This is a genomic window from Clostridium sp. UMB9555A (assembly GCF_030222355.1).
GTDB lineage: Bacteria > Bacillota > Clostridia > Clostridiales > Clostridiaceae > Sarcina > Sarcina perfringens.
The window spans coordinates 117,423-142,716 of the sequence record NZ_JASORQ010000006.1 but is presented as its reverse complement, the minus strand read 5'-3'; the positions used below and the strand labels follow the sequence as shown (position 1 = coordinate 142,716).

The window sequence follows — 25,294 nt, the reverse complement described above, 5'->3', positions numbered from 1 at the left end:
AGTATGAGATATATAGAATTTAATGAGAAAAGAAAATTTGATATTGTCCCAGTAGGGAGAGTGGCAATAGATTTTAATCCTACAGATATTCACAAACCATTATCAGAAAGTAGGAATTTTAATAAGTACTTAGGGGGGTCTCCTGCAAATATAGCAGTTGGACTTGCTAGATTAGGAAAAAAGGTTGGATTTATAGGAAAAGTTTCAGATGATAGATTTGGAGAGTTTGTAGTAAATTACTTCAAAAAAGAGGGAATAGATGTATCTGAAATAAGTAAGGCTAAAAATGGTGAATCTTTAGGATTAACATTTACAGAAATATTAAGTCCTACAGAAAGTAGTATTTTAATGTATAGAAATGGTATAGCTGATTTACAATTAGACGTTGATGATATTGACGAAGACTATATTAAAAATACAAAGGCTATAGTTATTTCAGGAACTGCTTTAGCAATGAGTCCTTCAAGAGAGGCTGCATTAAAAGCTTTAAGACTTGCTAAAAAGAATGGAACAGTTGTTATATTTGATGTTGATTACAGAGAATATAATTGGAAAAACAAAGATGAAATAGCAATTTACTATTCAATAGTAGGAAAAGAAAGTGATATCATAATGGGATCAAGAGAAGAATTTGATCTAATGGAAGGCTTAATAGCCAAGGATAGCACTGATGAAGAAACTGCTAAAAGATGGTTAGATTATGGTAATAAGATAGTAGTAATCAAACATGGTAAAGATGGTTCTACAGCTTATACTAGAGATGGAAAAGCATATAGAATAAAACCTTTCCCAGTAAAACTTTTAAAATCCTTTGGAGGTGGAGATGCTTATGCATCAGCATTTATATATGGAATCTTAGAAGGATGGGACATGATGGATGCTCTTGAGTTTGGGAGTGCCTCAGCAGCAATGTTAGTTGCAAGCCACAGTTGCTCAGAAGACATGCCAACAGTAGAAGCTATTAAAGAATTCATAAAGAAAGAAAAAGAAGAGTATGGAGAAATGGTAGCTAGAAGCTAAGGAGGTTATAACTATGGTAGAAAATATAGGTTTTTCAGAAGATGGGAAAAAGATCGTTACAGAGATTAATGGTAAGCATAGCAGTATGCTAATGGATATAGAAGTTATAAAAATGAAAAAAGGTGATAAAATAGTAATTTTAGAACCTAAAAAGGAAGTTGCAGTACTTCTTATGGAAGGTAAAATAAAATACCTTTGGGAAAATAAAGAGGTTGAAGCTAGCAGAAAAAATGTATTTGAAGAAGAGGGATTCTGTCTACATGTTTGCAAAAATGTAGAAGTTAAAGTTGAGGCATTAGAAGAGGCTGAGATATTAATTCAAAAAGCTGAAAATGATAAAGAATTCTTAGCTAAGCTGTATAGACCTGAGGATGTAATAATCCAAGAATCATCTTTAGATAAATGGGATGGAACTGCAGCTCGTAAGATAAAAACATTCTTTGATTACAGTAATGCACCATATTCAAATATGGTTAATGGGGAAATAGTTTCTTATCCAGGAAGATGGTCAAGCTATATTCCACATGAACATCCACAACCAGAAGTTTATTATTATAAATTTGATAAGCCACAAGGCTTTGGAGCTTGCTTTATAGGTGATGAGGCTTACAAAGTTAAAGATGGTGGATATGCAATAATAGAAGGTGGATATACACATCCACAAGCTACTGCTCCAGGATATAGAATGTATTATTGTTGGATGATAAGACATTTAGATGGAAACCCTTGGACAGATAGAATTGATGATCCAGCTCATGTTTGGTTATTAGATGAAAAATAGGAAGGATGAGAAGTTTATGAGAATGACTACAGGCCAAGCGCTAGTAAAATTTTTAGATAATCAATACATTTCTTTTGATGGTAAAGAAGAAAAATTTGTTGATGGGATATTCACTATATTTGGACATGGTATTGTAGTTGGATTGGGAGAAGCTTTATATGAAAATCCAGGTGAACTTAAAGTTTATCAAGGAAGAAATGAGCAAGGTATGGCTCATGTTTCAACAGCTTTCGCAAAACAAAACAATCGTAGAAAAATAATAGCTTGTTCAAGTTCCGTTGGCCCAGGAGCTGCTAATATGGTTACTGCAGCAGCTACAGCAACAGTGAATAATATACCATTATTACTATTACCAGGAGATTCATTTGCTACAAGACAACCAGATCCTGTACTTCAACAGATAGAACAGTCCTATAATTTAGGAATAACAACAAATGACGCATTTAAGCCAGTTTGTAAGTATTGGGATAGAATAAATAGACCAGAGCAACTTATGTCAGCAATGATAAATGCTATGAGAGTATTAACAGATCCTGCTGAAACAGGTGCTGTTTGTATAGCATTACCACAAGATGTTCAAGGAGAAGCTTATGACTTCCCAGAATATTTCTTTAAGAAAAGGGTTCATAGGATAACTAGACCTCTAGCTGTACAAGAAGAGTTTGAAGAGGCATTAGATATAATAATGAATAAAAAGAAACCTATAATAATTTGTGGTGGTGGAGTTAGATACTCAGAATCAGGTGAAGCTTTAGTTGATTTTGCAGAGGAGTTTAATATTCCAATATGCGAAACACAAGCAGGTAAGAGTGCTATTAAATCAAGTCACCCATTAAATTTAGGTGGTATAGGGGTTACTGGTAACCTTGCTGCAAATATGATTGCTAAAGATGCTGATTTAGTAATTGGTGTTGGAACAAGATTCTCAGACTTCACAACTTCATCAAAATCATTATTTAAGAATCCAGAAGTTGATTTTATAACTGTAAACGTATCAAAATTCCATGGTGGAAAAATGGATGCTCACAAGATAATAGGTGATGCAAAGGTATGTATAGAAGAATTACAAGCTATGTTAGAAGCAAATAACTATGAATCATCATATGAAGATGAAATAGTAAATGCTAAAAAAGCTTGGAAAGAAGAGATGAAGAGATTAACAAATATTAAATATGATGAAAACTTTGAAGCTTTAATAAAACCTAAGAGAGAAGGATGTATAGAAGAGTTTAGTGTATTAACAGGAGGTTTAATCACTCAAACAGCTGCTTTAGGAGTTATTAGAGAAACAATAGATGATGATGCCATAGTAGTTGGAGCTGCTGGAAGTTTACCAGGAGATCTTCAAAGAATGTGGGAAACAGATGTTAGAGATTCATACCATATGGAATATGGATATTCATGTATGGGATATGAAATAGCAGCTACATTAGGAGCTAAGTTAGCAGAGCCAGAAAGAGAAGTTTACTCAATGGTTGGTGATGGAAGTTACTTAATGCTTCATTCAGAGATGGTAACAGCTATGCAAGAGCAAAAGAAGATAAATATACTTTTATTTGATAACTGTGGATTTGGATGTATAAATAATCTACAAATGTCAAATGGTATAGGAAGCCTTGCTACAGAGTTTAGATATAGGGATGAAAATGGTAAGTTAGAAGGGGGATTAATCCCTATAGATTTTGCTAAGGTAGCTAGTGGGTATGGATTGAAAACATATTCAGTAAAAACTTTAGCTCAATTAAAAGAAGCTTTAGAAGATGCTAAAAAGCAAAAGGTTTCAACTTTAATAGACATAAAGGTGTTACCAAAAACAATGACAGATGGCTATGATGCATGGTGGCATGTTGGAATAGCTGGAGAATCAGAAATTGATGGTGTAAATAAAGCGTTTGAGAACAAAGAGAAAAATTTAAAAGCCGCTAGAAGATATTAAAATATTTAAAGCAATTTTACTTTATATTATTTTGAAAATAAATTTAAATTTTAAAAGATGATGGAGGAAATGGTCATGATTAATATTGGTGTTATTGGAGCAGGAAGAATAGGAAGAATTCATGCTCAATCTATTCAAGAAAAAGTACAAGGAGCTCAAGTTAAAACTATAGCAGATGTATTTGAAGAATCAGCTAAAAAAGCTGCTGAGGAATTTAAAATTCCAAACTATACAGGAGATTACATGGAAATCTTAAACGATCCAGAAATTGATGCTGTAATAATATGTTCATCAACAGATACTCACTCAAAAATATCAATTGAAGCTGCTGAAAGAGGTAAACACATATTCTGTGAAAAACCTATAGATTACGATGTTGCTAAAATTGAAAAAACTTTAGAAGCTGTTAAAAAAGCTGGAGTAAAATATCAAGTTGGATTCAATAGAAGATTTGACCACAATTTTGCTAAATTAAAAGAACTTATAGAAGAAGGTAAAATAGGAAATCCACACATAATAAAAATTACTTCAAGAGATCCACAAGCTCCACCAATAGAATACGTAAAAGTTTCAGGTGGTATGTTCTTAGATATGACAATTCATGATTTTGATATGGCTGCATTCTTAAGTAGAAGTAGAATTTCAGAAGTATATGTACAAGGTGCATGTATGGTAAATCCTGAAATAGGAGAAGCTGGAGATGTTGATACAGCAATTATATCTTTAAAATTTGAAAACGGATGCATAGGTGTAATAGATAATAGTAGAGAAGCTGCTTATGGATATGACCAACGTGTTGAAGTATTTGGTGGAAAAGGATATGTAATGGCTGATAATGACTCAGATACAACAGTTACAATAGCTTCAGTTGATGGTATCGTTGGAGAAAAACCAAAATATTTCTTCTTAGAAAGATACATGGATGCTTATGTTAATGAAATGCAACAATTTATAAACTGCTTAGTTAATGATACTGAAGTTCCTGTTGGAGCTAATGAAGGATTATATTCAGTTTTAGTTGGATTAGCTGCTACTAAATCATTAAAAGAAGGTAGACCAGTTAAAATAGAATACTAATATTAAAAATGAGAATTAAAATGGTATAAAAAATTAAAGGTATAAATAAGTTTTGGTCAGAAGAGCTAAATGGGAGTTAGCTTTTCTGACAAATACAAAGGTAATGGGGGAATAGAGAATGTTTAATTCAAATGTAAAATTAGGAATAGCACCAATAGCATGGACAAATGATGACATGCCAGACTTAGGAAAAGAAAATACTTTCGAACAATGTATAAGTGAAATGGCTTTAGCAGGATTTAAAGGATCAGAAGTTGGAAACAAATATCCAAGAGATGTTGAAGTTCTTAAAAAAGCTTTAGAATTAAGAGATATGGAAATAGCAAGTGCTTGGTTCAGTGCATTTTTAACAACTAAACCATATGAAGAAACTGAAAAAGCATTTATAGAACATAGAGATTTCCTTAATGCTATGGGAGCAAAGGTAATCGTAGTATCAGAACAAGGACATAGCATACAAGGTCAAATGGAAACACCAATATTTGATGGAAAATATGTTTTAAATGAAGAAGAGTGGAAAACACTTGCTGAAGGTTTAAATAAATTAGGGACTTTAGCAAAAGAAAAAGGAATGAAGCTTGTTTACCACCATCATATGGGTACAGTAGTACAAACAACTGAAGAAATAGATAAATTAATGGACTTAACAGATGAAAATTTAGTTTACTTATTATTTGATTCAGGTCATTTAGTTTACTCAGGTGAAGATGCTTTAGAAGTATTAAAGAAATACGTAAATAGAGTAAAACATGTTCACTTAAAAGACATAAGAAAAGAAAAAGTAGAAGAAGTTAAAAGAGATAAGTTAAGCTTCTTACAAGGAGTAAGAAAAGGAGCATTCACAGTTCCTGGAGATGGAGATATAGATTTTGAACCAATATTCAAAGTTCTTGATGATAATAACTATGAAGGATATTTATTAGTAGAAGCAGAACAAGATCCAGCAATAGCAAACCCATTAGAATATGCAATAAAAGCAAGAAAATATATAAAAGAAAAAACTAACCTTTAATAAATTTGGTCAATAATGAATTTTAGGTAACAGCATAATTAAATTATGCTGTTACCACAAAATAGGGTAGGGGGAGAATTTATGTTCATATTTTTGAGTTTTGCAATATTCTTAGTAGCTGTATTCGCTATTGCTTGGTATAAAGCTAAAGGCACTGATAATACAGAAACAGCAACAGGATATTTCTTAGCAGGAAGAGGATTAAGTGGTCCTGTAATAGCTGCAACAATGATACTTACAAACCTTTCAACTGAGCAGATCATAGGTCTTAACGGACAAAGTTATGCTACCAATATGGGACCAATGGCATGGGAAGTTACTTCATGCGTAGCCCTTATAACACTAGCACTTATATTCTTACCAAGATATTTAAAAGGCGGAATCACAACAATCCCAGATTATTTAGAAGAAAGATTTGATAGCACAACTAAAAGAATAGTTTCAATTTTATTCTTAGTTAGTTACGTTGTAACTTACATACCTACAGTTTTATATTCAGGTGGCTTAGTTTTAAATCAGATTTTTGGTATATCAGATTTATTGGGAATAAGCACATTCCAAGCTGTAGCATTAACTGGATTTTTACTAGGGGTAGTAGGTGCTATATACACAGTACTTGGAGGTATGAAACTAGCAGCATTCTCTGATACTGTAAATGGAATTGGCTTATTAATCGGAGGTCTTTTAGTACCTATATTAGGAATATTATTACTTGGAAATGGAGATTTTGTTGGAGGATTTGAAATAATAATTGAAACTCCAGAAAAGCTTAATGCTATTAACCCAGCAAATGCACAATCACCATTAATTCCATGGCCTGTATTATTTACTGGATTATTATTTAATAACTTATTCTATTGGTGTACAAACCAATCAATAGTACAAAAAGCCTTAGGAGCTAGTAGTTTAAAAGAAGCTCAAAAAGGAGCTATACTTGCAGGATTAATTAAGGTTTTAACTCCAGCAATACTTGTATTCCCTGGAATCATAGCTTTTGCTAAATATGGAGATGCATTACCAAATGCGGATATGGCATATCCAACATTATTACTTGATGTATTACCAAAACCTTTATTAGGAATATTTGCAGCAATTTTATTTGGAGCTGCCATGAGTTCATTAAATGGTGCTATGAACAGTTCATCAACACTATTTACTTTAGATTTATACAAACCTATCATAAATCCAGAGGCTTCAGATAAACAACTTGTAAAAGTGGGACAAAAATTTATTATAGTGGTATCAGTTATATCAGTTATAGTTGCTCCATTTATCCTATACGCTCCATCTGGATTATATAACTTCTTACAAGAGTGCAATGGATACTTTAACGTTCCAATATTAGCATGTGTAATAGTTGGATTCTTTACAAAGAGAGTTCCAAGTCTTGCTGCTAAAGCAGTATTCGTAGTGCACATTGTTTTGTATACGTTATCAAAGTTCTTCTTATCAGATATACACTTCTTATATGTACTAGGTGTATTACTACCAATAGGTGTAATTGTAATGCTTATAATAGGTAAGATAAAACCAAGAGAAACAGATTTTGTTCAAGCTGATAAGGCATTAATAGATATGACTCCTTGGAAATATGCAAAACTAGCATCATTAGCTGTAGTTCTTGTTATGGCATTTATATATCTATTATTCTCACCTATAGGATTAGCTTAAAGTTAATAAATATAAGGTATAAAGGGTTAAGAATGAATCTTAATGCAATAAAATTTTGTTAGATATTATGGTTTTGGAGGGGATAAAATGAAAAAGATAAATTTTGGTATTGTTGGTTTGGGAAGATTAGGAAGAGCTCATGCTGAAAACTTAGCTTTTAAAATTCCAAATGCTAATCTTTTGGCAATTTGTTCAATAGATAAGAGTCAAGTTGATGAAGTTCAAAAGGCATGGAATATTCCATATGGATATACTGACTTTGATGAAATGTTAAAAAATAAAGAGTTAGATGCTATATTTATAGCTTCACCATCAGGATTCCATTGTGAACAAGTAGAAAAAGCTTTAGATGCAGGTTTCCATGTATTTAGTGAAAAACCTCTTGGACTGTATTTAGATGATGCAGTTAGAGCTATGAAGGCAGTTAACTCACATCCAAATCAAATATTTATGTTAGGTTTTATGAGAAGATATGATAAATCATATGCCTACGCTAAGAAAAAAATAGAAGAAGGTGCTATAGGTAAACCTGTACTAGTTAGATGTTATGGATTAGATCCAGCTAAGGCTTTACCAAGCTTCTTAAAGTTTGCAAAAGATAGCTATAGCGGTGGATTATTCTTAGATATGGCAATTCACGATATAGATTTAGCTAGATGGTATCTAGATTCAGAGGCAGATGAATTATGGGCTATAGGTGGAGCTTATGGACATAAGGAGTTTGATGAAATAAATGATGCTGAAACTGGGGCAGCTATGGTTAAATTTAAAAATGGAACAATGGCATTACTTGTTGCTGGAAGAAACTGTGCTCATGGTTATCACATAGAAACTGAGATCATAGGAACTGAAGGGACATTAAGAATTGGAACAACTCCAGATAAAAACTTAGTTACAGTATTTGATAGTAGAGGAGTTAACAAGAAATGTGCAGGGGGATTCTTAGAAAGATTCGAAGATGCATATTTAGCTGAAGTTAAAGAATTCGTTGACTGCGTATTAGAAAATAGAAAGCCAGAAGTAACTGTTGAAGATGGCGTTTTATCTACTATTGTTGGATACGCTTGTAAAGAGTCATTTGAAACTGGAGAATTAGTAAAAGTTAATTACGAAGGTTATGATAAATTAATAAAATAGCCGCCTAATACTCAATAAATATCTTTGTATTAGGAAGCTTTAGAATATATTGAATATAAAGTTCAATTACTTTAAAGAGCTTCCTAATATATATGATTAAAGAGTATTTTATATAAATTGTTTATTAATGTAGGATGTTTCATAGTTTTTTATAAATGTAAAAATTCAACTTTCTCCTTAGCATAGTAAACTTGGAATATTGTCTAAAGGTTACATCCTACATTTTTAAATTAAAAATATAATAACTTTAAATTAAAAGATGGTTATTTATCATTGAGGAAGTTAAGTTTTACTTAGCACTTTAGTGATTTAAACTAATAAATAAAAATCAGCCAAATAAAAACATAATATATATAAATAAAGGAGAATAAATGCAAAAAAAAGATATAAATTTAATTTCAGACATGGCAGTTAAGAAGTTTAAGTTTGCAGATAGCGCTCCTATAAAGTATTTTTTTAGAGCTATAGTTGCAGGGTTTTTCCTAGTAGTAGCCATAATTCTTTCATATACTACTGGAGCTGTTTTAAATAATTCATATCCAGAGATGGCAAGAATAATGGTAGCTGCAACTTTCTCTCTGGCATTAGGTCTTATTGCTTTTATTGGAGGTGAGCTCTTTACAGGAAATAACTTAGTCATGGCAATGGGGATATACAACAATGAGTGTACCTTAACTATGGCTTTAAAGGTTTGGTTTATGAGTTATTTAGGAAATTTTATAGGATCTATATTATTAGGGTTTTTATTTGTTAAGAGTGGAGCATCTATGGATTTAATCAAAGATTATGCTAAAGGTATAGTTGATATAAAACTTACTTTACCTGCTATTGAACTATTTTTAAGAGGTATGCTTTGTAATTTCATGGTTTGTATAGCATTTCTAAGCACAATAAAAATGAAATCTGAAACAGGAAAATTAATAATTATGTTCTGGTGTATATTTGCATTTGTTATCGCTGGTTTTGAACACAGCATTGCTAATATGGGAATATTCTCTATAACTTATTTCTCCTCAGGTGATGTAAGTTTACCACTTATTTTCCGTAATTTATTTTGGGTTACATTGGGAAATATGGTAGGAGGGGGAGTATTATTAGCATTGCCACTTAAATTTATGAGCATGGAATAACTTTTATGGATTAACTAACTTCCTTACCTGTTAATTATAATTTTTATTTAGCATATAAAAACAATGATTTTTAAAAATTACCACCTTTTAAAATTATTGATTTTAATAAATTACTACACTGAAAATTAAATACCTAATTTACTTTAATATATAAATTTAAAACTTAGAGATTTATATTAACAGGAAAAAATCTAAAAAAATATATATAGGGTTGAAAGGAAGTAGAGTTTTTATGGAAAATATTATTTTTAATGAATCAAATGGAATTGCTGAGGTAATTATAAATAGACCTAAAGCATTGAATGCCTTAAATAATCAAACTATAACTGAACTTGGTGAAGTTATAAATGAAATTTCAAAAAGAAAAGATATAAAAACTGTAATTATAACAGGAGCAGGGGAAAAGGCTTTTGTAGCTGGTGCAGATATTGTTGAAATTAAAGATTTAAATTCAATGGAAGCAAGAGATTTCTCAAGATTAGCTCAAAAGGTATTTTCAGATATAGAAAATATGCCACAAATTGTAATAGCTGCTGTTAATGGATATGCATTAGGCGGTGGATGTGAGCTTTCAATGGCTTGTGATATAAGATTAGCTTCTAAGAAAGCTAAATTTGGACAACCAGAAGTTAATTTAGGAATTCTTCCAGGTTTTGCAGGAACTCAAAGACTTCCAAGATTAGTTGGAAAAGGAATAGCTAAGGAGCTTATATTCTCAACAGATATGATTGATGCTGAAGAAGCACATAGAATGGGACTTGCTAATAAGGTTTATGAGCCAGAAGAGTTAATGGACAAGGCAAGAGAATTAGCTAATAAGATAATGAGTAAGAGTCCAGTAGGAGTTAGATTAGCTAAGGCAGCAATAAACAACGGCTTAAACATGGATACTGAATCAGCATACAACTATGAGGCAGATTTATTTGCTTTATGTTTCTCAACAGAAGATCAATTAGAAGGTATGAATGCCTTTGTTGATAAGAGAAAAGCTGATTTTAAAGATAAATAAGACTACTTTGAATATATAAAATTCTAATAAGTTTATAAAAATTAAAACAGCAATTAAGTTTATGTAACTTATATTAATCTACCCACGAAAGGATTGTTATGTATGGTAAGAGTTAGTTTTTTAAAACCATGTGAAGTAGCGGAATTTGTTAAAGATGGAGATACTATAGTGACAGAAGGATTTGTTGCTAGCTGTTGCCCTGAATCCTTGACTAAGGCTTTAGAAAAACGTTTTTTAGAAACTGGTCATCCAAGAAATTTAACTTTGATGTATTCTGCAGCACAAGGAAATAGAGATGGAAGTGGAGCAGATCACTTTGCTCACAAAGGAATGACAAAAAGAGTAATAGCAGGTCATTGGAACATGGCTCCAAAGCTTGGAAAAATGGCTGTTGAAAATGAAATAGAGGCATATAATTTGCCACAGGGAACTTTAGCTCAATTATTTAGAGATATAGCTGGTAAGAGAGTTGGAACTATAACTCATGTAGGATTAAATACCTTTGTTGATCCTAGAATAAGTGGAGGAAAGTTAAACGAAGTTACTAAAGAGGATATAGTTAAGCTTATTGAGATTGAGGGAGAAGAAAAGCTTCTTTATAAATCCTTTCCAATAGACGTTTGCTTCCTAAGAGGTTCATCAGCAGACGAATGTGGAAATGTAACTTTAGATAGAGAGGTGGCAACCTTAGATGTTACTTCAATTGCTCAAGCTTGTAAAAACAACGGAGGAAAAGTTTTTGTACAAGTTGAGAGAGTGGTATCAGGGGGATGCTTAGACCCTAGACTTGTTAAGATTCCAGGAATATATGTTGATGGAATTGTTTTAGCTGAACCATGTGATCATGAGCAATGTTTAGGAATGAAATTTAATCCAGCTTATACAGGAGAAGTTAGAATTCCATTAAGCAGCATAGAAAAGGCACCTTTAAATGCAAGAAAAGTAATTGCAAGAAGAGCAGCTATGGAGCTTAAAAAGGATACAATAGTTAACTTAGGAATTGGTATACCAGAGGTTATATCACTTGTTGCAAATGAAGAAGGTATTGGGGATTATATGACACTTACAGTTGAATCTGGTCCTGTTGGAGGAGTACCTCAAGGGGGAGCAGCCTTTGGAGCTTGCATAAATCCAGATGCTATTTTAGATCAGCCTTATCAATTTGATTTTTATGATGGGGGTGGAGTTGATTTAGCATTTTTAGGATTAGCTCAAGCTGATAAAAATGGGAATATAAACGTAAGTAAATTTGGACCTCGTATAGCAGGATGTGGAGGATTTATAAACATAACACAAAATGCTAAAAAGGTTATATTCTGTGGTACTTTCACAGCTTCAGGATTAAAAGTAGAAACTGGAGATGGAAAGCTTCATATAATTCAAGAAGGTAAATCAAATAAATTCCTTGAAGATGTTGAGCAAATAACTTTTAGTGGAGAGTATGCCAATAAAACTAATCAGCCAGTTATGTATATAACTGAAAGAGCTGTATTTGAATTAAGGAATGATGGATTACATTTAACAGAAATTGCTCCAGGAGTTAATCTTGAAGAAGATATTTTAGCTCACATGGACTTTGTTCCTAATATAGATGAACCACTTAAGCTTATGGATGAAAGAATATTCTACGCTAAGCTTATGGGACTTAAATAAAAATAGTAAGATCTTAGATTATTAATGAAATTAATCTAGAATTAAATGATTTAAAGAGTTGTAACTCTATATATAATTACAGAATTTTGGGAGGAATTAAGGTATGGATTTCAGTTTAACACAGAAACAATTAGACGTACAAAGAGCAGTAAAAGAATTTGTAGAAAGAGAATTAAAACCATTTGCTATTGAAAATGATGAAAATAGTACATTCCCAATAGAAGCTTATAAAAAGTTAGGTGAATTAGGTGTCATAGGACTTCCATATTCAACTGAATACGGCGGAACAGGTGGAGATTATCTTTCATATGTCTTAGCTATAGAAGAAATTTCAAAGGTTGATGCATCTATGGGGATAGCAGTATCAGTAACTACTTCATTATGTGCTGGTGGAATTAGTAATGCATCAGAAGAGCTTAAGAAAAAATATCTACCAGATATACTTTCAGGTAAAAAGCTTGGATCTTTTGGATTAACTGAACCTAATGCTGGCTCAGATGCTGGTGGAGTTATTACTGTAGCTGAGAAAAAAGGAGATAATTATATCTTAAATGGAGCTAAATGCTTCATAACAAATGCACCTTTATCAGGAACATTTATAGTTTTTGCTCTAACAGATAGAACAAAGGGACCTAAAGGATTATCAGCATTTATTGTAGAAAAAGATTTCCCAGGAATATCAATAGGAAAAATAGAAGATAAATGCGGTATTAAATCAGCACAGGTTTCAGAAGTTCTATTTAATGATTGTGTTGTACCAGCTAGCAATTTAGTTGGTAAAGAAGGTGATGGATTCAAAATAGCTATGAAAACTCTAGATGGAGGAAGAATTGGGGTTGCTGCTCAAGGCTTAGGAATAGCAGAAGGAGCTTTTGAAATAGCTAAAGAATACATGAAGGAAAGAAAACAATTTGGTAAACCTTTATTTAAACAACAATATTTAGCTTTCAAAATGGCTGAATTAGCAGTTGAAATTGAACAAGCTAAGTATATGTTATATAAGGCAGCAATGGATAAACAAGAAGGAAAACCTTATTCAGTATCAGCTGCTAAGGCTAAACTAGTTTGTACAGATGCAGCAATGCATGTTACTACTGAAGCTATTCAAATGCTTGGTGGTAATGGATACATGAGAGAGTATCAATTAGAAAGAATGATGAGAGATGCTAAGATCACTCAAATTTATGAAGGTACAAATGAAATTCAAAAATTAATAATAAGTGGAAGCTTATTTAGATAAGGAAATAAACTTACATTGTCTGCAGTTTTAATTAATTGTAATTTAAAAATACACAACTATAATAATTAAAAGTCAAAAATTAAAAATCAATTCATTTATAAAGTAAAATATATATTAATACTTAGGAATTTTAGTAAGCTTTAATTAACCCTTAAAGAACTTTATTTAAATTCCAAATTAAAACCCTTAGGTTTGTAATTTTAAAATAACTAAAAACAACTAATAACAACAACTAAAAACAAAAATAAACAACAACTAATTAATAAATAAAGCACCCCTATTACCCAGTAGGTGCTTTAATTTTTCAAGATATTCCAATATTATATTAGTATTGAAATATCTTTTTTTAATGGTTTAAATTTTCAATTTGAAAGAGAAGTAAATGTTGCAAATTATGTGTAGTTTTTAAGAAAGTCAAAATTATATAATTATTTATATAGGTTGGATTAATTCATATAAGAGAAAAACTAAGGAGAAAAAATGGAGTTAAATAAAGATTGTATTAGGATATTACAGTATCTCATAGAAAAAAACGATTATGTAGAAATTGATGAAATAGCAGCTGAATACAAGGTAACAAATAGAGCTATAAGATATAAAATTGATAAGATAGAGAAGTTTTTGGTTAATAATGGCTTTGATTATATAGATAGAAAATATAAAAAAGGTGTAAGAGTTAAAAGTACAGAAAAGCTTAGAAATTTCATGAAGAAATTTGCAGGGGAATATACACCATATAAATATAGTTATTCTAAGGAAGAAAGGTTTGTATATATACTACTTAAATTACTTCAAGAAAATAAACCAATAAAAATAAGACAGTTTGAAGAAAAGCTTTGTGTATCTAGAAATACCTTACTTAAGGAACTAGATTACATAGAAGCTTGGCTTCAGGATAAAAATCTAAAGTTAATTAGGAAACCTAAAGTTGGCTTAATGATTTCAGGGGATGAGATAATAAAGAGGAGCATAGCAGGGAGAATATTATCTAAGACCATATCTTCTGAGGATCTTTTAAATTATATATCTCAAAAAACGATTAAATCAAAAATAAACAATCTTCAATTCGATACTTTATTTTCTGATATAGATATAGATTTTATTGATGGGTTAATAAAGTTTGCAGAGGTTGAGCTAAAAAGAGAATTTAGTGACGAGTCTTATGGCGGGTTAGTTACACATTTAGCCATAATGATAAAGAGGGTTCAATTAAATAAGAGTATTTATCTTCATAATGTAAATGAAGAGTTTATGAAGGAAACGAAGGAGTATAGCGTTTCTGAATACATAATAAGAAAAATAGAAAAGCACTATAATATAAAGATTCCTAAAGAGGAGACAAACTATATAGTAATACATTTATTAGGAGCAAAAGTTCTAAAGGAAAATGTCATGGATGAAACTAAATATAAGGAGAGCGAGCTATATAATGTTATAGATAAAATGACAGCTTGTATAGAGTCTTTTTATAATATAAGTTTTGGAGAGGGAAGACAAAGCTTAATACAAGGGCTTATGCTTCACCTAAGACCATCAATCTATAGAATTAAATATGGAAATAGATTGGTAAATCCACTTTTTGATGATATAAAAATAAAACATGAAGAATTGTTTAAGCAAGTGAAAGCAGCAAGTAAATATTTAGAGGATTTTATTGGTGCAGAGCTTGGAGAGCATGAAATTTCATATATAGTAATACATTATGCGGCAGCACTTAGACAATATAATGAAAAGAAAAGTAGAAAGACTAAAGTAATAATTGTATGTGGAACTGGAATAGGAACATCAAAGATGATAGCAGCAAGTATTAGTGAGAGATTTCATGTTGATATAATAGGAACCTATGCTAGTAGAAATGTTACTAGGGAAATTATAAATGAATGTGATTACGTAATAAGCACAATAGATATACAGTCCTTATCTGAGGATGAATATATAAAGGTTAGTCCTATACTTAATGAGAAAGACTATGAAAAATTAGAGAAATATCTTTTAGGTAAGGTTAAAGATAATAATAAGAGCAATGAAATTGAGCTTGCAAATAGAATTTTGGAGGCTGTTAAAAAGCATTGTGATGTGGATGATGAAGAGCAACTTAGGTATGAGGTTTTATATGAGATAAAAAGACAAGAAGAAAAGAAACCAAAAGTAAATGAAAAGCTATCATTAATAGACTTTATAAAGAAAGATAATATAAGACTTAATTTAAATTGTAAGGATTTTGAGGATGTCATATTACAGGGAACAAAACCTTTAGAGGAAAAAGGTTTTGTAACTCATAAGTATGGATTAGGTATAATAAATAAATTAAAAGAGTTTGGAGCATACATGGTTATAGCACCAGGGATATGTTTAGCTCACGCAGATTTAAGCAATGAAATTACTAAAAGCTGTATGAGTTTTATTAATTTAAAGTATCCAATTAAATTTAATAGTGAGTTTAATGATCCAGTAAAAATAGTACTTACCTTTGCTAGTTTAGATAAGGAAATTCACTTAAATGCTTTATTAGAGTTTATGGATGTTATAAATAATCCGCAAGATTTAGATAGGTTAAAAAAGACATCATCTAAAGATGAGGTTTTAGAGATTTTTTCAAAATATAAAAGAAATTAAATATATAAAGATAAATATAAAAAGCTCTGTTTTAAGCTTATATAAACTTAAAACAGAGCTTTAATTTTATATTTAAATTAGTTCAATATTTCAAATTTGATTTTACGCATAAGGTTATGTAAACATATTCAAAAGTTTTTTCAGGGATATTATAATTAAATCAAGCTAAAGGAAAACTTAAAGATTTAAATAATGAAAGGATTTGTTATGTTAGGAGATTTAGTCACTAAGGATTTAATAAAAGTTAATAAAGAATGTAATGATTGGAAAGAAGCTATAGAAATTGGAGCTAAATTATTAGAAGAAAAAGGACTAGTTAAAGAAAGTTATAAAGAAGCTATAATTAATAATTTTTATGAATTAGGTCCATACATGGTGATTGCTCCTGGTATTGTTTTATCCCATGCCAGACCAGAATTTGGTGTTAATGAAACTGGAATAAGTATAATTACACTGAAAGATGAACTGAATTTTGGGAGTGATCAAAATGATCCAGTAAAATTAGTGGTAACATTAGCCGCTAAGGATAATGACAATCATGTTGGAGCTTTAGCAGATTTAATGCAATTATTCATGAATGAAGCTGATTTAAATGGAATTTTAAATGCTAATTCTATAGAAAATGTCTATGAAATTACAAAGAAATATGCAAAAGGAAAATAACAATTAAAATAAAATTAAAAAGGAGAGGATTTTTATGAAAATATTAGTTTGTTGTGGAAGTGGATTAGGAAGTAGTTTTATGATCGAAATGAATATCGAGAATGTTTTAAATGAACTTGGAGTTAAAGGAGTTGAAGTAAATCATTCAGATCTTGCATCAGCTAAGGGTACAAATGCTGATATATATGTTGGAACAAGAGATATAGCTGCTAGATTAGAAGGATTAGGTGGAGAAGTTGTTTCTCTAAATAATATGATAGATATCAATGAGCTTAAAGAAAAACTTACAGAGGTTTTAAAGAAAAAAGGTGTTTTATAAAATAGACTAATATTTAAGTTAAATATAACTTTAGATTTAGTTTTAAAATTGATTTTTAGGGCTACTAAGCCTGAGTTATCGGGTTTAGTAGTTTGTTTATACAATTTAATAATTATGAGGAGAGAGGAAGCATGTTAAAGTTTTTATTGGATATATTAAGTACACCGGCTATTCTAGTTGGTTTCGTAGCTTTAATTGGTCTTATATTTCAGAAAAAATCTGCATCCGATTGTATAACTGGAACTATTAAAACTATAATGGGATTCTTAGTTCTTGGTGGTGGAGCAACAATAGTTGTTGGAGCTCTAGATGCTTTTGGAAAAATGTTTGAGTATGGATTTGGAATAACAGGAATAGTTCCTAATAATGAGGCTATAGTTGGACTAGCTTTAGTTGACTATGGAACACAAACAGCCTTAATTATGGCTCTTGGAATGATAGTAAACATACTTATAGCTAGATATACTAAATTAAAATACATATTCTTAACAGGACATCATACATTATATATGGCATGTATGCTTGCAGCTATATTAATAGCTGGCGGCATGAATGGAGTTCCTTTAGTAATAGTAGGAGCATTGCTCTTGGGATTAATAATGGCTCTTATGCCAGCTTTAGCACAACCTGTAATGAGAAAAATAACAGGCGTTGATAACATAGCTTTTGGACACTTTGGAACAGTAGGATATCTTGTATCAGCAGGAGTTGGTAAATTAGTTGGAAAAGGTTCAAAATCAACAGAAGATATGAATGTACCTCAAGGATTAACTTTCTTAAGAGATACATCAGTAGCAATAAGTTTAACAATGCTTATATTATACATAATAGTTGCTCTTGCAGCTGGACCAGCATACGTTGAGCAAAACTTAAGTAATGGACAAAACTTCTTAGTATTTTCAATGATACAAGCAATTACATTTGCAGGTGGAGTATATGTAATACTTGCAGGTGTTAGATTAATACTTGGAGAAATAGTTCCTGCATTCAGAGGAATAGCTATGAAACTTGTACCAAATGCTAAACCAGCATTAGATTGTCCAGTAGTATTCCCATATGCGCCAAATGCTGTTTTAATAGGTTTCTTATCAAGCTTCGTTGGTGGAATAGTTGGAATGTTTATCTTAATCGCATTAAAAGCACCAGTAATATTACCTGGGGTTGTTCCTCACTTCTTCTGTGGAGCTACAGCAGGAGCCTTTGGTAATGCTACAGGTGGAAGAAGAGGAGCTATATTTGGAGCCTTTGCTAACGGATTACTTATAACATTCTTACCAGCATTATTATTACCTACACTAGGTGGATTAGGATATACTGCTACAACATTTAGTGATGCTGACTTTGGAGTAATAGGAATAATATTAGCTAAGATAATAGCAATATTTGCATTATAGAATAATTAATTTACTTAAAATAATAAAGCTCATTAAGATATTATAAAATCTTAATGAGCTTTTTATTTTAAAAGCTTACTTTACATTTATAGGTTAGGGTGATTTATATGTAATAACATTTCATATATTGTAATTCAAATTTCGGATGGTATATTTTACAAATTATAAAATTAGGAAAATAAAAACTCTATGCTTTATAGCATAGAGTTTTTTAGAAAATTTTAAAGGGTAGTGGGTTATGTTAAATTTTATGGTTTGATGTATAGATATCCTTCTGATTGCTTTTCAGCAAGTTCAATAATTCCAGCAGGAACTACCTTACAAAAAGAGAATAATTCATCTTTAGATATATTGAACTTATTAAGTGAGTTATTACATACTGCAAAAACTACTCCTTGTTCAGCAGGTTCAATAATTTTATCTATTAGATGAGTATTTCTAGCTATCAATTCTCTTAGCTGAAAGACAGCCATAGAATTTGCTAACACTTCTAATTCATATTTTCTATTGGTTTCTTTAGCATTGTTCAATACATTTTTTAAGTTTTCTAAAACCATAGGCCATTTATTAGGCTCATCAATATGAAATATAATTTTCAACTTAACCACTTCCAAACTTAGATTAATTTCTAATGTATTATATAAATATTAAATAAGATTTTAAAGTTGCTGATGTTATTTCTTTGTTCTATAACCACTTACAGAAGTGGACTACTTCTTAGTAAATAGATTGTTTTGTCTAAATTTACTAAGCGAATTTTTAACAGTACTCTGAACAAAATTTCTAACATCAACAACCTTGTCTTTAATATATTACTTTAAAAATAAATAATCAAATAAGGTAAAAATAAGATTTTTAAAATAATAGATTTATTTTAATAATATTTAGGTTTATTACAATTTTATAATCATAGTTTTTAATAATTTGTATTTAAAACTTAAATATGTGTATTTTTGTAATAATTAAAATATAAAAGAAATTAGATATAAAGGTAATTGGACTTTTTGAATACGTTTGCTGTAAAAGTGTTAAAAATCCTATGTTCTTGTGAAAATGTTTGCAAAAAAGTTAGGATTGTCCGATATTATATCAGTAAACTTCAATGTAATAGTTTGCAGTGGGGTTTATAATAGCATCATAACATTTAGTAAATGATTTTATTGAGGAGATGATTTTATGAGAAAGGCTTTTATATGCCCAACAAAATATGTTCAAGGAGAAAATGAATTACTTAATTTAGGTTACTTTGTAGAGACTTACGGAAAGTCAGCACTTTTAATAGCTCACCCAGAAGATATAAAAAGAGTTAAAGATAAATTAGATGCAACAGCAAAGAAATTTAACATTGAATTTGTAGAAGGCGGATTTAAAGGTGAATGTTCACGTCAAGAAGTTAAAAGACTTCAAGATCTTGCAAAGGAAATGAAATGTGATTGTACAGTAGGTCTTGGTGGAGGAAAAGCTTTAGACACAGCTAAATGTGTTGCTGAAGGTGAAAAACTTATAGTAGTACCAACAATAGCAGCTACAGATGCTCCAACTAGTCATTCAGCAGTTTTATATACAGAAGATGGATCATTTGATGATTATGCATACTTCAAAGCAAGTCCAAGTGTTGTTTTAGTAGATACAGAGGTAATAGCAAAAGCTCCAACTCGTTTCTTAGTAGCAGGTATGGGAGATGCTTTATCAACTTACTTTGAAGCAAGAGCAACATCAAGTTCATTTACTAAAGTCAATGCGGGATTACCATGTGGGGTAAGAGAAGAAAAATGTAGACCGGCAATCGGAACAAATGCTTCATTAGCACTTGCTAAGCTTTGCTATGAAACATTATTAGAAGACGGAAAGAAAGCTAAGGATGCTTGTGATTGTAACTGTGTTACTAAATCTTTAGAAAACATAGTAGAAACAAACATATTATTATCAGGTTTAGGATTTGAGAGTGGTGGATTAGCTGCAGCTCACGCTATACATGATGGTTTAACAATATTAGAAGGAACACATAGATATTTCCATGGAGAAAAGGTTGCTTTTGGAACAATAGCTCAATTAGTTCTTGAAAATGCACCAAAAGAAGAATTATATGAAGTTTTAGATTTCTGTTTAGAAATAGGGCTTCCAATATGTCTTGAAGATATAGGAGTAACAGAAGTTTCAGATGAAGAATTATATGAAGTTGCTGAAAAGGCTTGTATACCAGAAGAGTCAATTTACTCAATGCCATTTGGAATAGAAGTTTCAGAAGTAGTATCAGCAATTAAATTAGCAGATAAGATAGGTAGAGACTACAAAAATAGAAAATAATTTTGATAGCAAGGGAGAGTTTAACATGAAGAAAATAATGAATTCAGCAGAAACACTAGTAAGAGAAATGTGTAACGGAATGGTTATGGCACACCCAGAGTTAGAATTTTTAAACAAGTATAAGGTTGTTAAAAAGAAAGATATTAATGAAGATAAGGTAACACTTATAAGTGGTGGTGGAAGTGGTCATGAACCAGCACATGCAGGGTTTATAGGAAAAGGTATGTTAGATGTAGCTGTATGTGGAGATGTATTTGCTTCACCTTCACAAATACAAATTTATCAAGCGATAAAAGCATCTAAGAGCAATAAAGGTACACTTCTTATAATCAAGAATTATAGTGGTGATATGATGAACTTTAAAAATGCAGCTCACCTTGCTACAGAAGATGGAATAAAAGTTGATTACATAAAGGTTGATGATGACATAGCTGTTGAAGATAGTCTTTATACTGTAGGCCGTAGAGGGGTTGCAGGGACTGTTTTAGTACATAAAATAGCAGGAGCTGCTTCTGAGAGAGGAAATAGCTTAGAAGAAGTTAAAAGAATAGCTGAGAAAGCTGCTAGCAGTGTAAAAAGTATAGGATTTGCTTTCACATCTTGTACTGTTCCAGCTAAAGGAACTCCAACATTTGAATTAGGTGAAGATGAAATGGAATATGGAGTTGGAATACACGGAGAGCCTGGAATTCGTAGAGAAAAAATAGCTACAGCAGATGAATTAGCTGAAAGAATGGTTAATCAGCTTATAAATGAATTAGATTATAAAGATGAAGAGATAGTTGTTCTTGTAAATGGATTTGGAGCTACTCCACTTCAAGAGTTATATTTATTAAATAACTCAGTATTTAGAGAATTACATAAAAGAGGAATCAAAGTTTGTAAAAACTTCGTTGGCAACTATATGACAAGTATAGATATGGCTGGAGCTTCATTATCAATAATGAAACTTGATGATGAGTTAAAAGAGTTAATTAAAGATGAGTGTGATACTCCAGCATTTAAAGTTGCTAATCATATGGATATGAATGAATATGAAGAAGTAGTAATTGAAGAAAAAGAAATTCCAGTATCATATAAAGTTGAAACTTGTGAATCATTCAAAGAAATACAGGACGAAAAGATTTTACTTGAGAATATGATTTACATATTAGATAAAATGAGTGAAGTAATAATTGATAATGAAGTACATTTCTGTGAATTAGACTCTCATGCAGGTGATGGAGACTTTGGAATGAGTGTTGCCAAAGGATTTAGAATACTTAAAAGAGAGTGGAAAGATATATTAAAAATAGAAAACTTAAATATATCAGAATTCTTAAATGCTTGTTCACTAGTTATAATGGAGCACTGTGGTGGAGCATCAGGTCCAATATGGGGATCAGCTTTCAGAGCGGCAAGCAAAAATGTTACAAATAAAGATGAATTAACAGTTAAAGATTTTGCAGAAATGATGCAAGAAGCAGTATTAGGAATTCAAAAAACTGGAGAGCGTTCATTTGGAAGAGGAGCTGTAGTTGGTGATAAAACATTAATAGATGCTCTAGTACCTTGTGCAGATTCTTGGACAAATAGTGCTGAATCAGGATTAAGTTTTAAAGAAGCATTTAAAAATGGTGCAGAAGCAGCAGTATTAGGAGCTAAGAAAACAGAAGAAATAGTAGCTCGTATGGGTAGAGCTGGTACAGTAGGTGAAAGAAGTATTGGTTATCCAGATGCAGGAGCATATGGTTTAGGTGTAATCTTCACTGAAATATCAAATGATATTAAATAAATTAAGATATGTTATATAGTTAAATAATTCAAACAGTTTTATAGAGTAAAAGAATGTATTAAAGGATATTAAAGCTTGTTATAATAAGCATCTCACACCTGTCCTTAATACATTCTTTTTTTTATTTTAATAACATAGAAAAACAATTAGTTTATTTTATGTAATTTTAGTCACAAAATAGTGATAATTTTTAAGTAAAAAAACTTTAAATTGATAAAATAACAATTATTACTAAGAAGTATTTATTTATTTAAATTACAGTGATATAATTAAATTGTAAACAATGTTAACAAAATGTTCATTAATTATGTTTGTTTTTAGGAGGGTTATAAAATGAGTAAAAAAGTAGAAGAATTAAAAAATGAAGTTATGGCTGATGTAGAAAAATCTTGTGTAGAAGATATAAAAGCTCATATGATTGATAAAATAGAAGAGGATGTAAAAGTTCTTGATGAAGATAGCAAAGCTTATAAAGAAGATGAAAAAGAAGCAGCTAAATTAGGAAAAGCAATCAATAAAGAATTAGATAGAGAAATAAAAGAAGAAGCTGAAAATGCTAAAGAATTTGCTAAAGAATTAAAAGCTGATATAGAATCAAGAGAATAATAATATTTTAAATAATTAAATAAAATTTTCACATTACTTTTGATGTAAAAAGACTGTATGTAATATCCCGAAAGTGCATATAGTCTTTTTATTTTGCTTAATTTTAGTTTTAATAAAAAAAGTATAATACAATAAAAATATTGCATTATACTTTTTTTTATTATTAAAAGGGTTATGTAATTAAGGAATATAAATTTGTTAGCTTTGATGCTAATTAATATTCAAAATTTATTTGAACATTAATTAATTTCAAATACTCAATTAAAGGTAATGGAAAGTTTAAATAAAAATATTTATTTGAACATTAATTAATCTTAAAGCTTAGAGTATAGTTTGAGTTTTTATTTTAAACTTCAGGTGTAAGCAAATAAAACTCACACCTGAAGTTTTATGCTAATCTAATTCAGAATTAGCTATATGACCTTTTAAAATTTCGGCTGATTTTATTAGGTTTTCTTTTTCTTCACTTGATATAGGTACATCTAGAATTTGTCTAGCTCCACTTCTATCAACTATAGTAGGCATTGCTAAATAAACATTATCAATTCCGTATTGTCCTTCAAATAGAGAAGAAACAGTTAAAATAGCATTTTCATCACGAAGGATTGCTTCAACTATTCTTGTAACGGCAAGAGCTACAGCATAGTTTGTATATCCTTTGCTATTTATTATTTCATAAGCTGCATTTTTAACTTTTTCAGGAAGTTGCATTTTAAAGGAACCATCACAGTTAGCGCAAACTGTTTTACAATATTCATCAACATTTGCACCAGCAATATTAGTTAAGCTCCAAGCTGTTATTTCTGAATCACCATGTTCTCCAATTATATATGTGTGAACATTTCTAGCATCTATATCAAAATGTTCTGAAAGCATATATTTTAATCTTGAAGTATCTAAGACAGTTCCAGATCCAATAACACGTTCTTTAGGGAATCCAGAAAGCTTATAAGTTATATAAGTTAAAATATCAACTGGGTTTGATACTACTAAAAGTATTGAGTCTGGGCTATATTTAACAACCTCAGGTACTATACTTTGGAAGATTTTTAAGTTTTTATTTATAATATCTAATCTTGTTTCACCTGGTTTTGGACCAACCCCAGCAGTTATTATAACTATGTCAGAATCTTTTGTATCTGCATAGTCTCCTGATTTTATATCAACAGATTTAACAAATGCCGCACCTTGTGCTAGGTCCATAGCTTCAGCATGTGCCTTATCCTTATTTATATCAACAATTACTATTTCGGATGCTAATCCATCTTGCATTAATGCAAAGGCTGTTGTTGAACCAACGAATCCTGCACCTATTATTGAGATTTTATTAGTTTTTTCTCTTATCATATATATCATCTCCTAAACTAATTCCTAGTTAATTACTCTGAATTATAAATTAATTATATAACAAATAATAATTATTATCAAGTAGTTTTTCTATTATTTTCTATGTTTAGAGTATTTAAGTAGGTATTTATTCTTATAATCTAAAGATCTTTATAAAAATATTCTTTCTAAATAGAAGGATATTTATACTTATAAGAGAATATAAGTATTAAAGAAAATATATTTAAGAGTGTAAAGATTTGATAATTAATAAGTAATAAATTTGTGGGCTTTAGGATAAAGAAAATATCTTTAAAAACTTAAATATATTTTATTAGAAGTACTATTTATAGGGAAAGAAGAGTTAATTTAAAGAAGTGAGATGGGGCTTAAAAATTTTGATTTAACTCTTACAAGAATTAAGAGGTTGTATCAAAATAACTTCTAATATAAAGCTTAAAATTAGTAATTTATTAATTTTTTTAAAAAAATAAGCTTTATATTAAAGTTTTGATGCAACTTTTTAGTTTTAAGAAATATTTAAGTAAAAATATATAATTATAAAGTGATATTTTGGGAAAAATAGTATATAATTGAATAGTAATAAAGAGAGATATTATTAT

At 30.3% G+C, this 25,294-nt stretch carries 20 protein-coding genes; 18 read left to right on the top strand and 2 right to left on the bottom strand.

The genetic code is table 11. From position 1 onward, the window contains the following. Positions 1 to 3: 3 nt before the first annotated feature. From iolC to QP548_RS14165, 15 genes are all read left to right on the top strand, one after another. A complete protein-coding gene (gene iolC / locus QP548_RS14235; RefSeq protein ID WP_061426074.1) occupies positions 4 to 1,020 on the top strand; it encodes a 5-dehydro-2-deoxygluconokinase in 1,017 nt (338 codons plus the stop codon). A 13-nt stretch (positions 1,021 to 1,033) separates the two neighbouring features. Continuing rightward, complete coding sequence (locus QP548_RS14230) at positions 1,034 to 1,801, top strand: 5-deoxy-glucuronate isomerase (protein ID WP_003448549.1); 768 nt, start codon at positions 1,034 to 1,036, stop codon at positions 1,799 to 1,801. A gap of 16 nt (positions 1,802 to 1,817) precedes the next feature. Further along, positions 1,818 to 3,737 carry a 3D-(3,5/4)-trihydroxycyclohexane-1,2-dione acylhydrolase (decyclizing) gene (iolD, locus tag QP548_RS14225; protein ID WP_061426075.1) on the top strand — a complete coding sequence of 640 codons (1,920 nt, stop codon included), beginning with the start codon at positions 1,818 to 1,820 and terminating at the stop codon, positions 3,735 to 3,737. A gap of 75 nt (positions 3,738 to 3,812) precedes the next feature. Then, a complete protein-coding gene (iolG, locus tag QP548_RS14220; RefSeq protein WP_061426076.1) occupies positions 3,813 to 4,814 on the top strand; it encodes an inositol 2-dehydrogenase in 1,002 nt (333 codons plus the stop codon). 118 nt (positions 4,815 to 4,932) lie between these two features. Next, entirely contained in the window at positions 4,933 to 5,826 is an 894-nt protein-coding gene (gene iolE, locus QP548_RS14215; RefSeq protein WP_061426077.1) for a myo-inosose-2 dehydratase, read from the top strand. Positions 5,827 to 5,907: 81 nt separating this feature from the next. After that, on the top strand, positions 5,908 to 7,497 hold the full coding sequence (locus tag QP548_RS14210) for a solute:sodium symporter family transporter (protein ID WP_061426078.1): 1,590 nt from the start codon (positions 5,908 to 5,910) through the stop codon (positions 7,495 to 7,497). Positions 7,498 to 7,584: 87 nt separating this feature from the next. Continuing rightward, complete coding sequence (locus tag QP548_RS14205; RefSeq protein WP_061426079.1) at positions 7,585 to 8,634, top strand: Gfo/Idh/MocA family oxidoreductase; 1,050 nt, start codon at positions 7,585 to 7,587, stop codon at positions 8,632 to 8,634. Between the two features lie 371 nt (positions 8,635 to 9,005). Then, entirely contained in the window at positions 9,006 to 9,764 is a 759-nt protein-coding gene (locus QP548_RS14200) for a formate/nitrite transporter family protein (protein WP_061426080.1), read from the top strand. Between the two features lie 232 nt (positions 9,765 to 9,996). Then, positions 9,997 to 10,773: an enoyl-CoA hydratase-related protein gene (locus tag QP548_RS14195; protein WP_061426081.1), complete on the top strand. Its 777-nt coding sequence runs from the start codon at positions 9,997 to 9,999 to the stop codon at positions 10,771 to 10,773. A gap of 102 nt (positions 10,774 to 10,875) precedes the next feature. Beyond that, complete coding sequence (locus QP548_RS14190) at positions 10,876 to 12,426, top strand: acyl CoA:acetate/3-ketoacid CoA transferase (RefSeq protein WP_061426082.1); 1,551 nt, start codon at positions 10,876 to 10,878, stop codon at positions 12,424 to 12,426. Positions 12,427 to 12,529: 103 nt separating this feature from the next. Next, the gene (locus QP548_RS14185; RefSeq protein WP_061426083.1) at positions 12,530 to 13,666 is read left to right on the top strand and encodes an acyl-CoA dehydrogenase family protein; all 1,137 of its coding nucleotides are present in this window, start codon (positions 12,530 to 12,532) and stop codon (positions 13,664 to 13,666) included. Positions 13,667 to 14,146: 480 nt separating this feature from the next. Further along, complete coding sequence (locus tag QP548_RS14180) at positions 14,147 to 16,282, top strand: BglG family transcription antiterminator (protein ID WP_061426084.1); 2,136 nt, start codon at positions 14,147 to 14,149, stop codon at positions 16,280 to 16,282. Between the two features lie 207 nt (positions 16,283 to 16,489). Then, positions 16,490 to 16,945 carry a PTS sugar transporter subunit IIA gene (locus QP548_RS14175; RefSeq protein WP_061429405.1) on the top strand — a complete coding sequence of 152 codons (456 nt, stop codon included), beginning with the start codon at positions 16,490 to 16,492 and terminating at the stop codon, positions 16,943 to 16,945. A 34-nt stretch (positions 16,946 to 16,979) separates the two neighbouring features. Beyond that, positions 16,980 to 17,264 (top strand): PTS sugar transporter subunit IIB, encoded by a 285-nt coding sequence (locus QP548_RS14170; RefSeq protein WP_061426085.1) that lies wholly within the window; start codon positions 16,980 to 16,982, stop codon positions 17,262 to 17,264. A 131-nt stretch (positions 17,265 to 17,395) separates the two neighbouring features. Then, entirely contained in the window at positions 17,396 to 18,658 is a 1,263-nt protein-coding gene (locus tag QP548_RS14165) for a PTS ascorbate transporter subunit IIC (protein WP_060794568.1), read from the top strand. Positions 18,659 to 18,906: 248 nt separating this feature from the next. Here QP548_RS14165 and QP548_RS14160 read toward each other — a convergent pair whose 3' ends face one another. Then, the gene (locus QP548_RS14160) at positions 18,907 to 19,266 is read right to left on the bottom strand and encodes a DsrE family protein (protein ID WP_223932417.1); all 360 of its coding nucleotides are present in this window, start codon (positions 19,264 to 19,266) and stop codon (positions 18,907 to 18,909) included. Positions 19,267 to 19,834: 568 nt separating this feature from the next. On the opposite strand from QP548_RS14160, the gene QP548_RS14155 reads away from it, so the two are divergent. The 3 genes from QP548_RS14155 to QP548_RS14145 all read left to right on the top strand — a co-directional run bounded on the left by QP548_RS14155 (position 19,835) and on the right by QP548_RS14145 (position 23,345). Next, on the top strand, positions 19,835 to 20,965 hold the full coding sequence (locus QP548_RS14155; protein ID WP_061426086.1) for a glycerol dehydrogenase: 1,131 nt from the start codon (positions 19,835 to 19,837) through the stop codon (positions 20,963 to 20,965). Between the two features lie 25 nt (positions 20,966 to 20,990). Next, positions 20,991 to 22,739: a dihydroxyacetone kinase subunit DhaK gene (gene dhaK, locus QP548_RS14150; RefSeq protein WP_075808031.1), complete on the top strand. Its 1,749-nt coding sequence runs from the start codon at positions 20,991 to 20,993 to the stop codon at positions 22,737 to 22,739. Between the two features lie 333 nt (positions 22,740 to 23,072). Continuing rightward, positions 23,073 to 23,345, top strand: a complete 273-nt coding sequence (locus tag QP548_RS14145) for a hypothetical protein (protein ID WP_003448587.1) — start codon at positions 23,073 to 23,075, stop codon at positions 23,343 to 23,345. Between the two features lie 393 nt (positions 23,346 to 23,738). On the opposite strand, the gene QP548_RS14140 is transcribed toward QP548_RS14145, so the two are convergent. After that, positions 23,739 to 24,692, bottom strand: a complete 954-nt coding sequence (locus QP548_RS14140; RefSeq protein WP_061426087.1) for an L-lactate dehydrogenase — start codon at positions 24,690 to 24,692, stop codon at positions 23,739 to 23,741. Between the last annotated feature and the right edge of the window lie 602 nt (positions 24,693 to 25,294).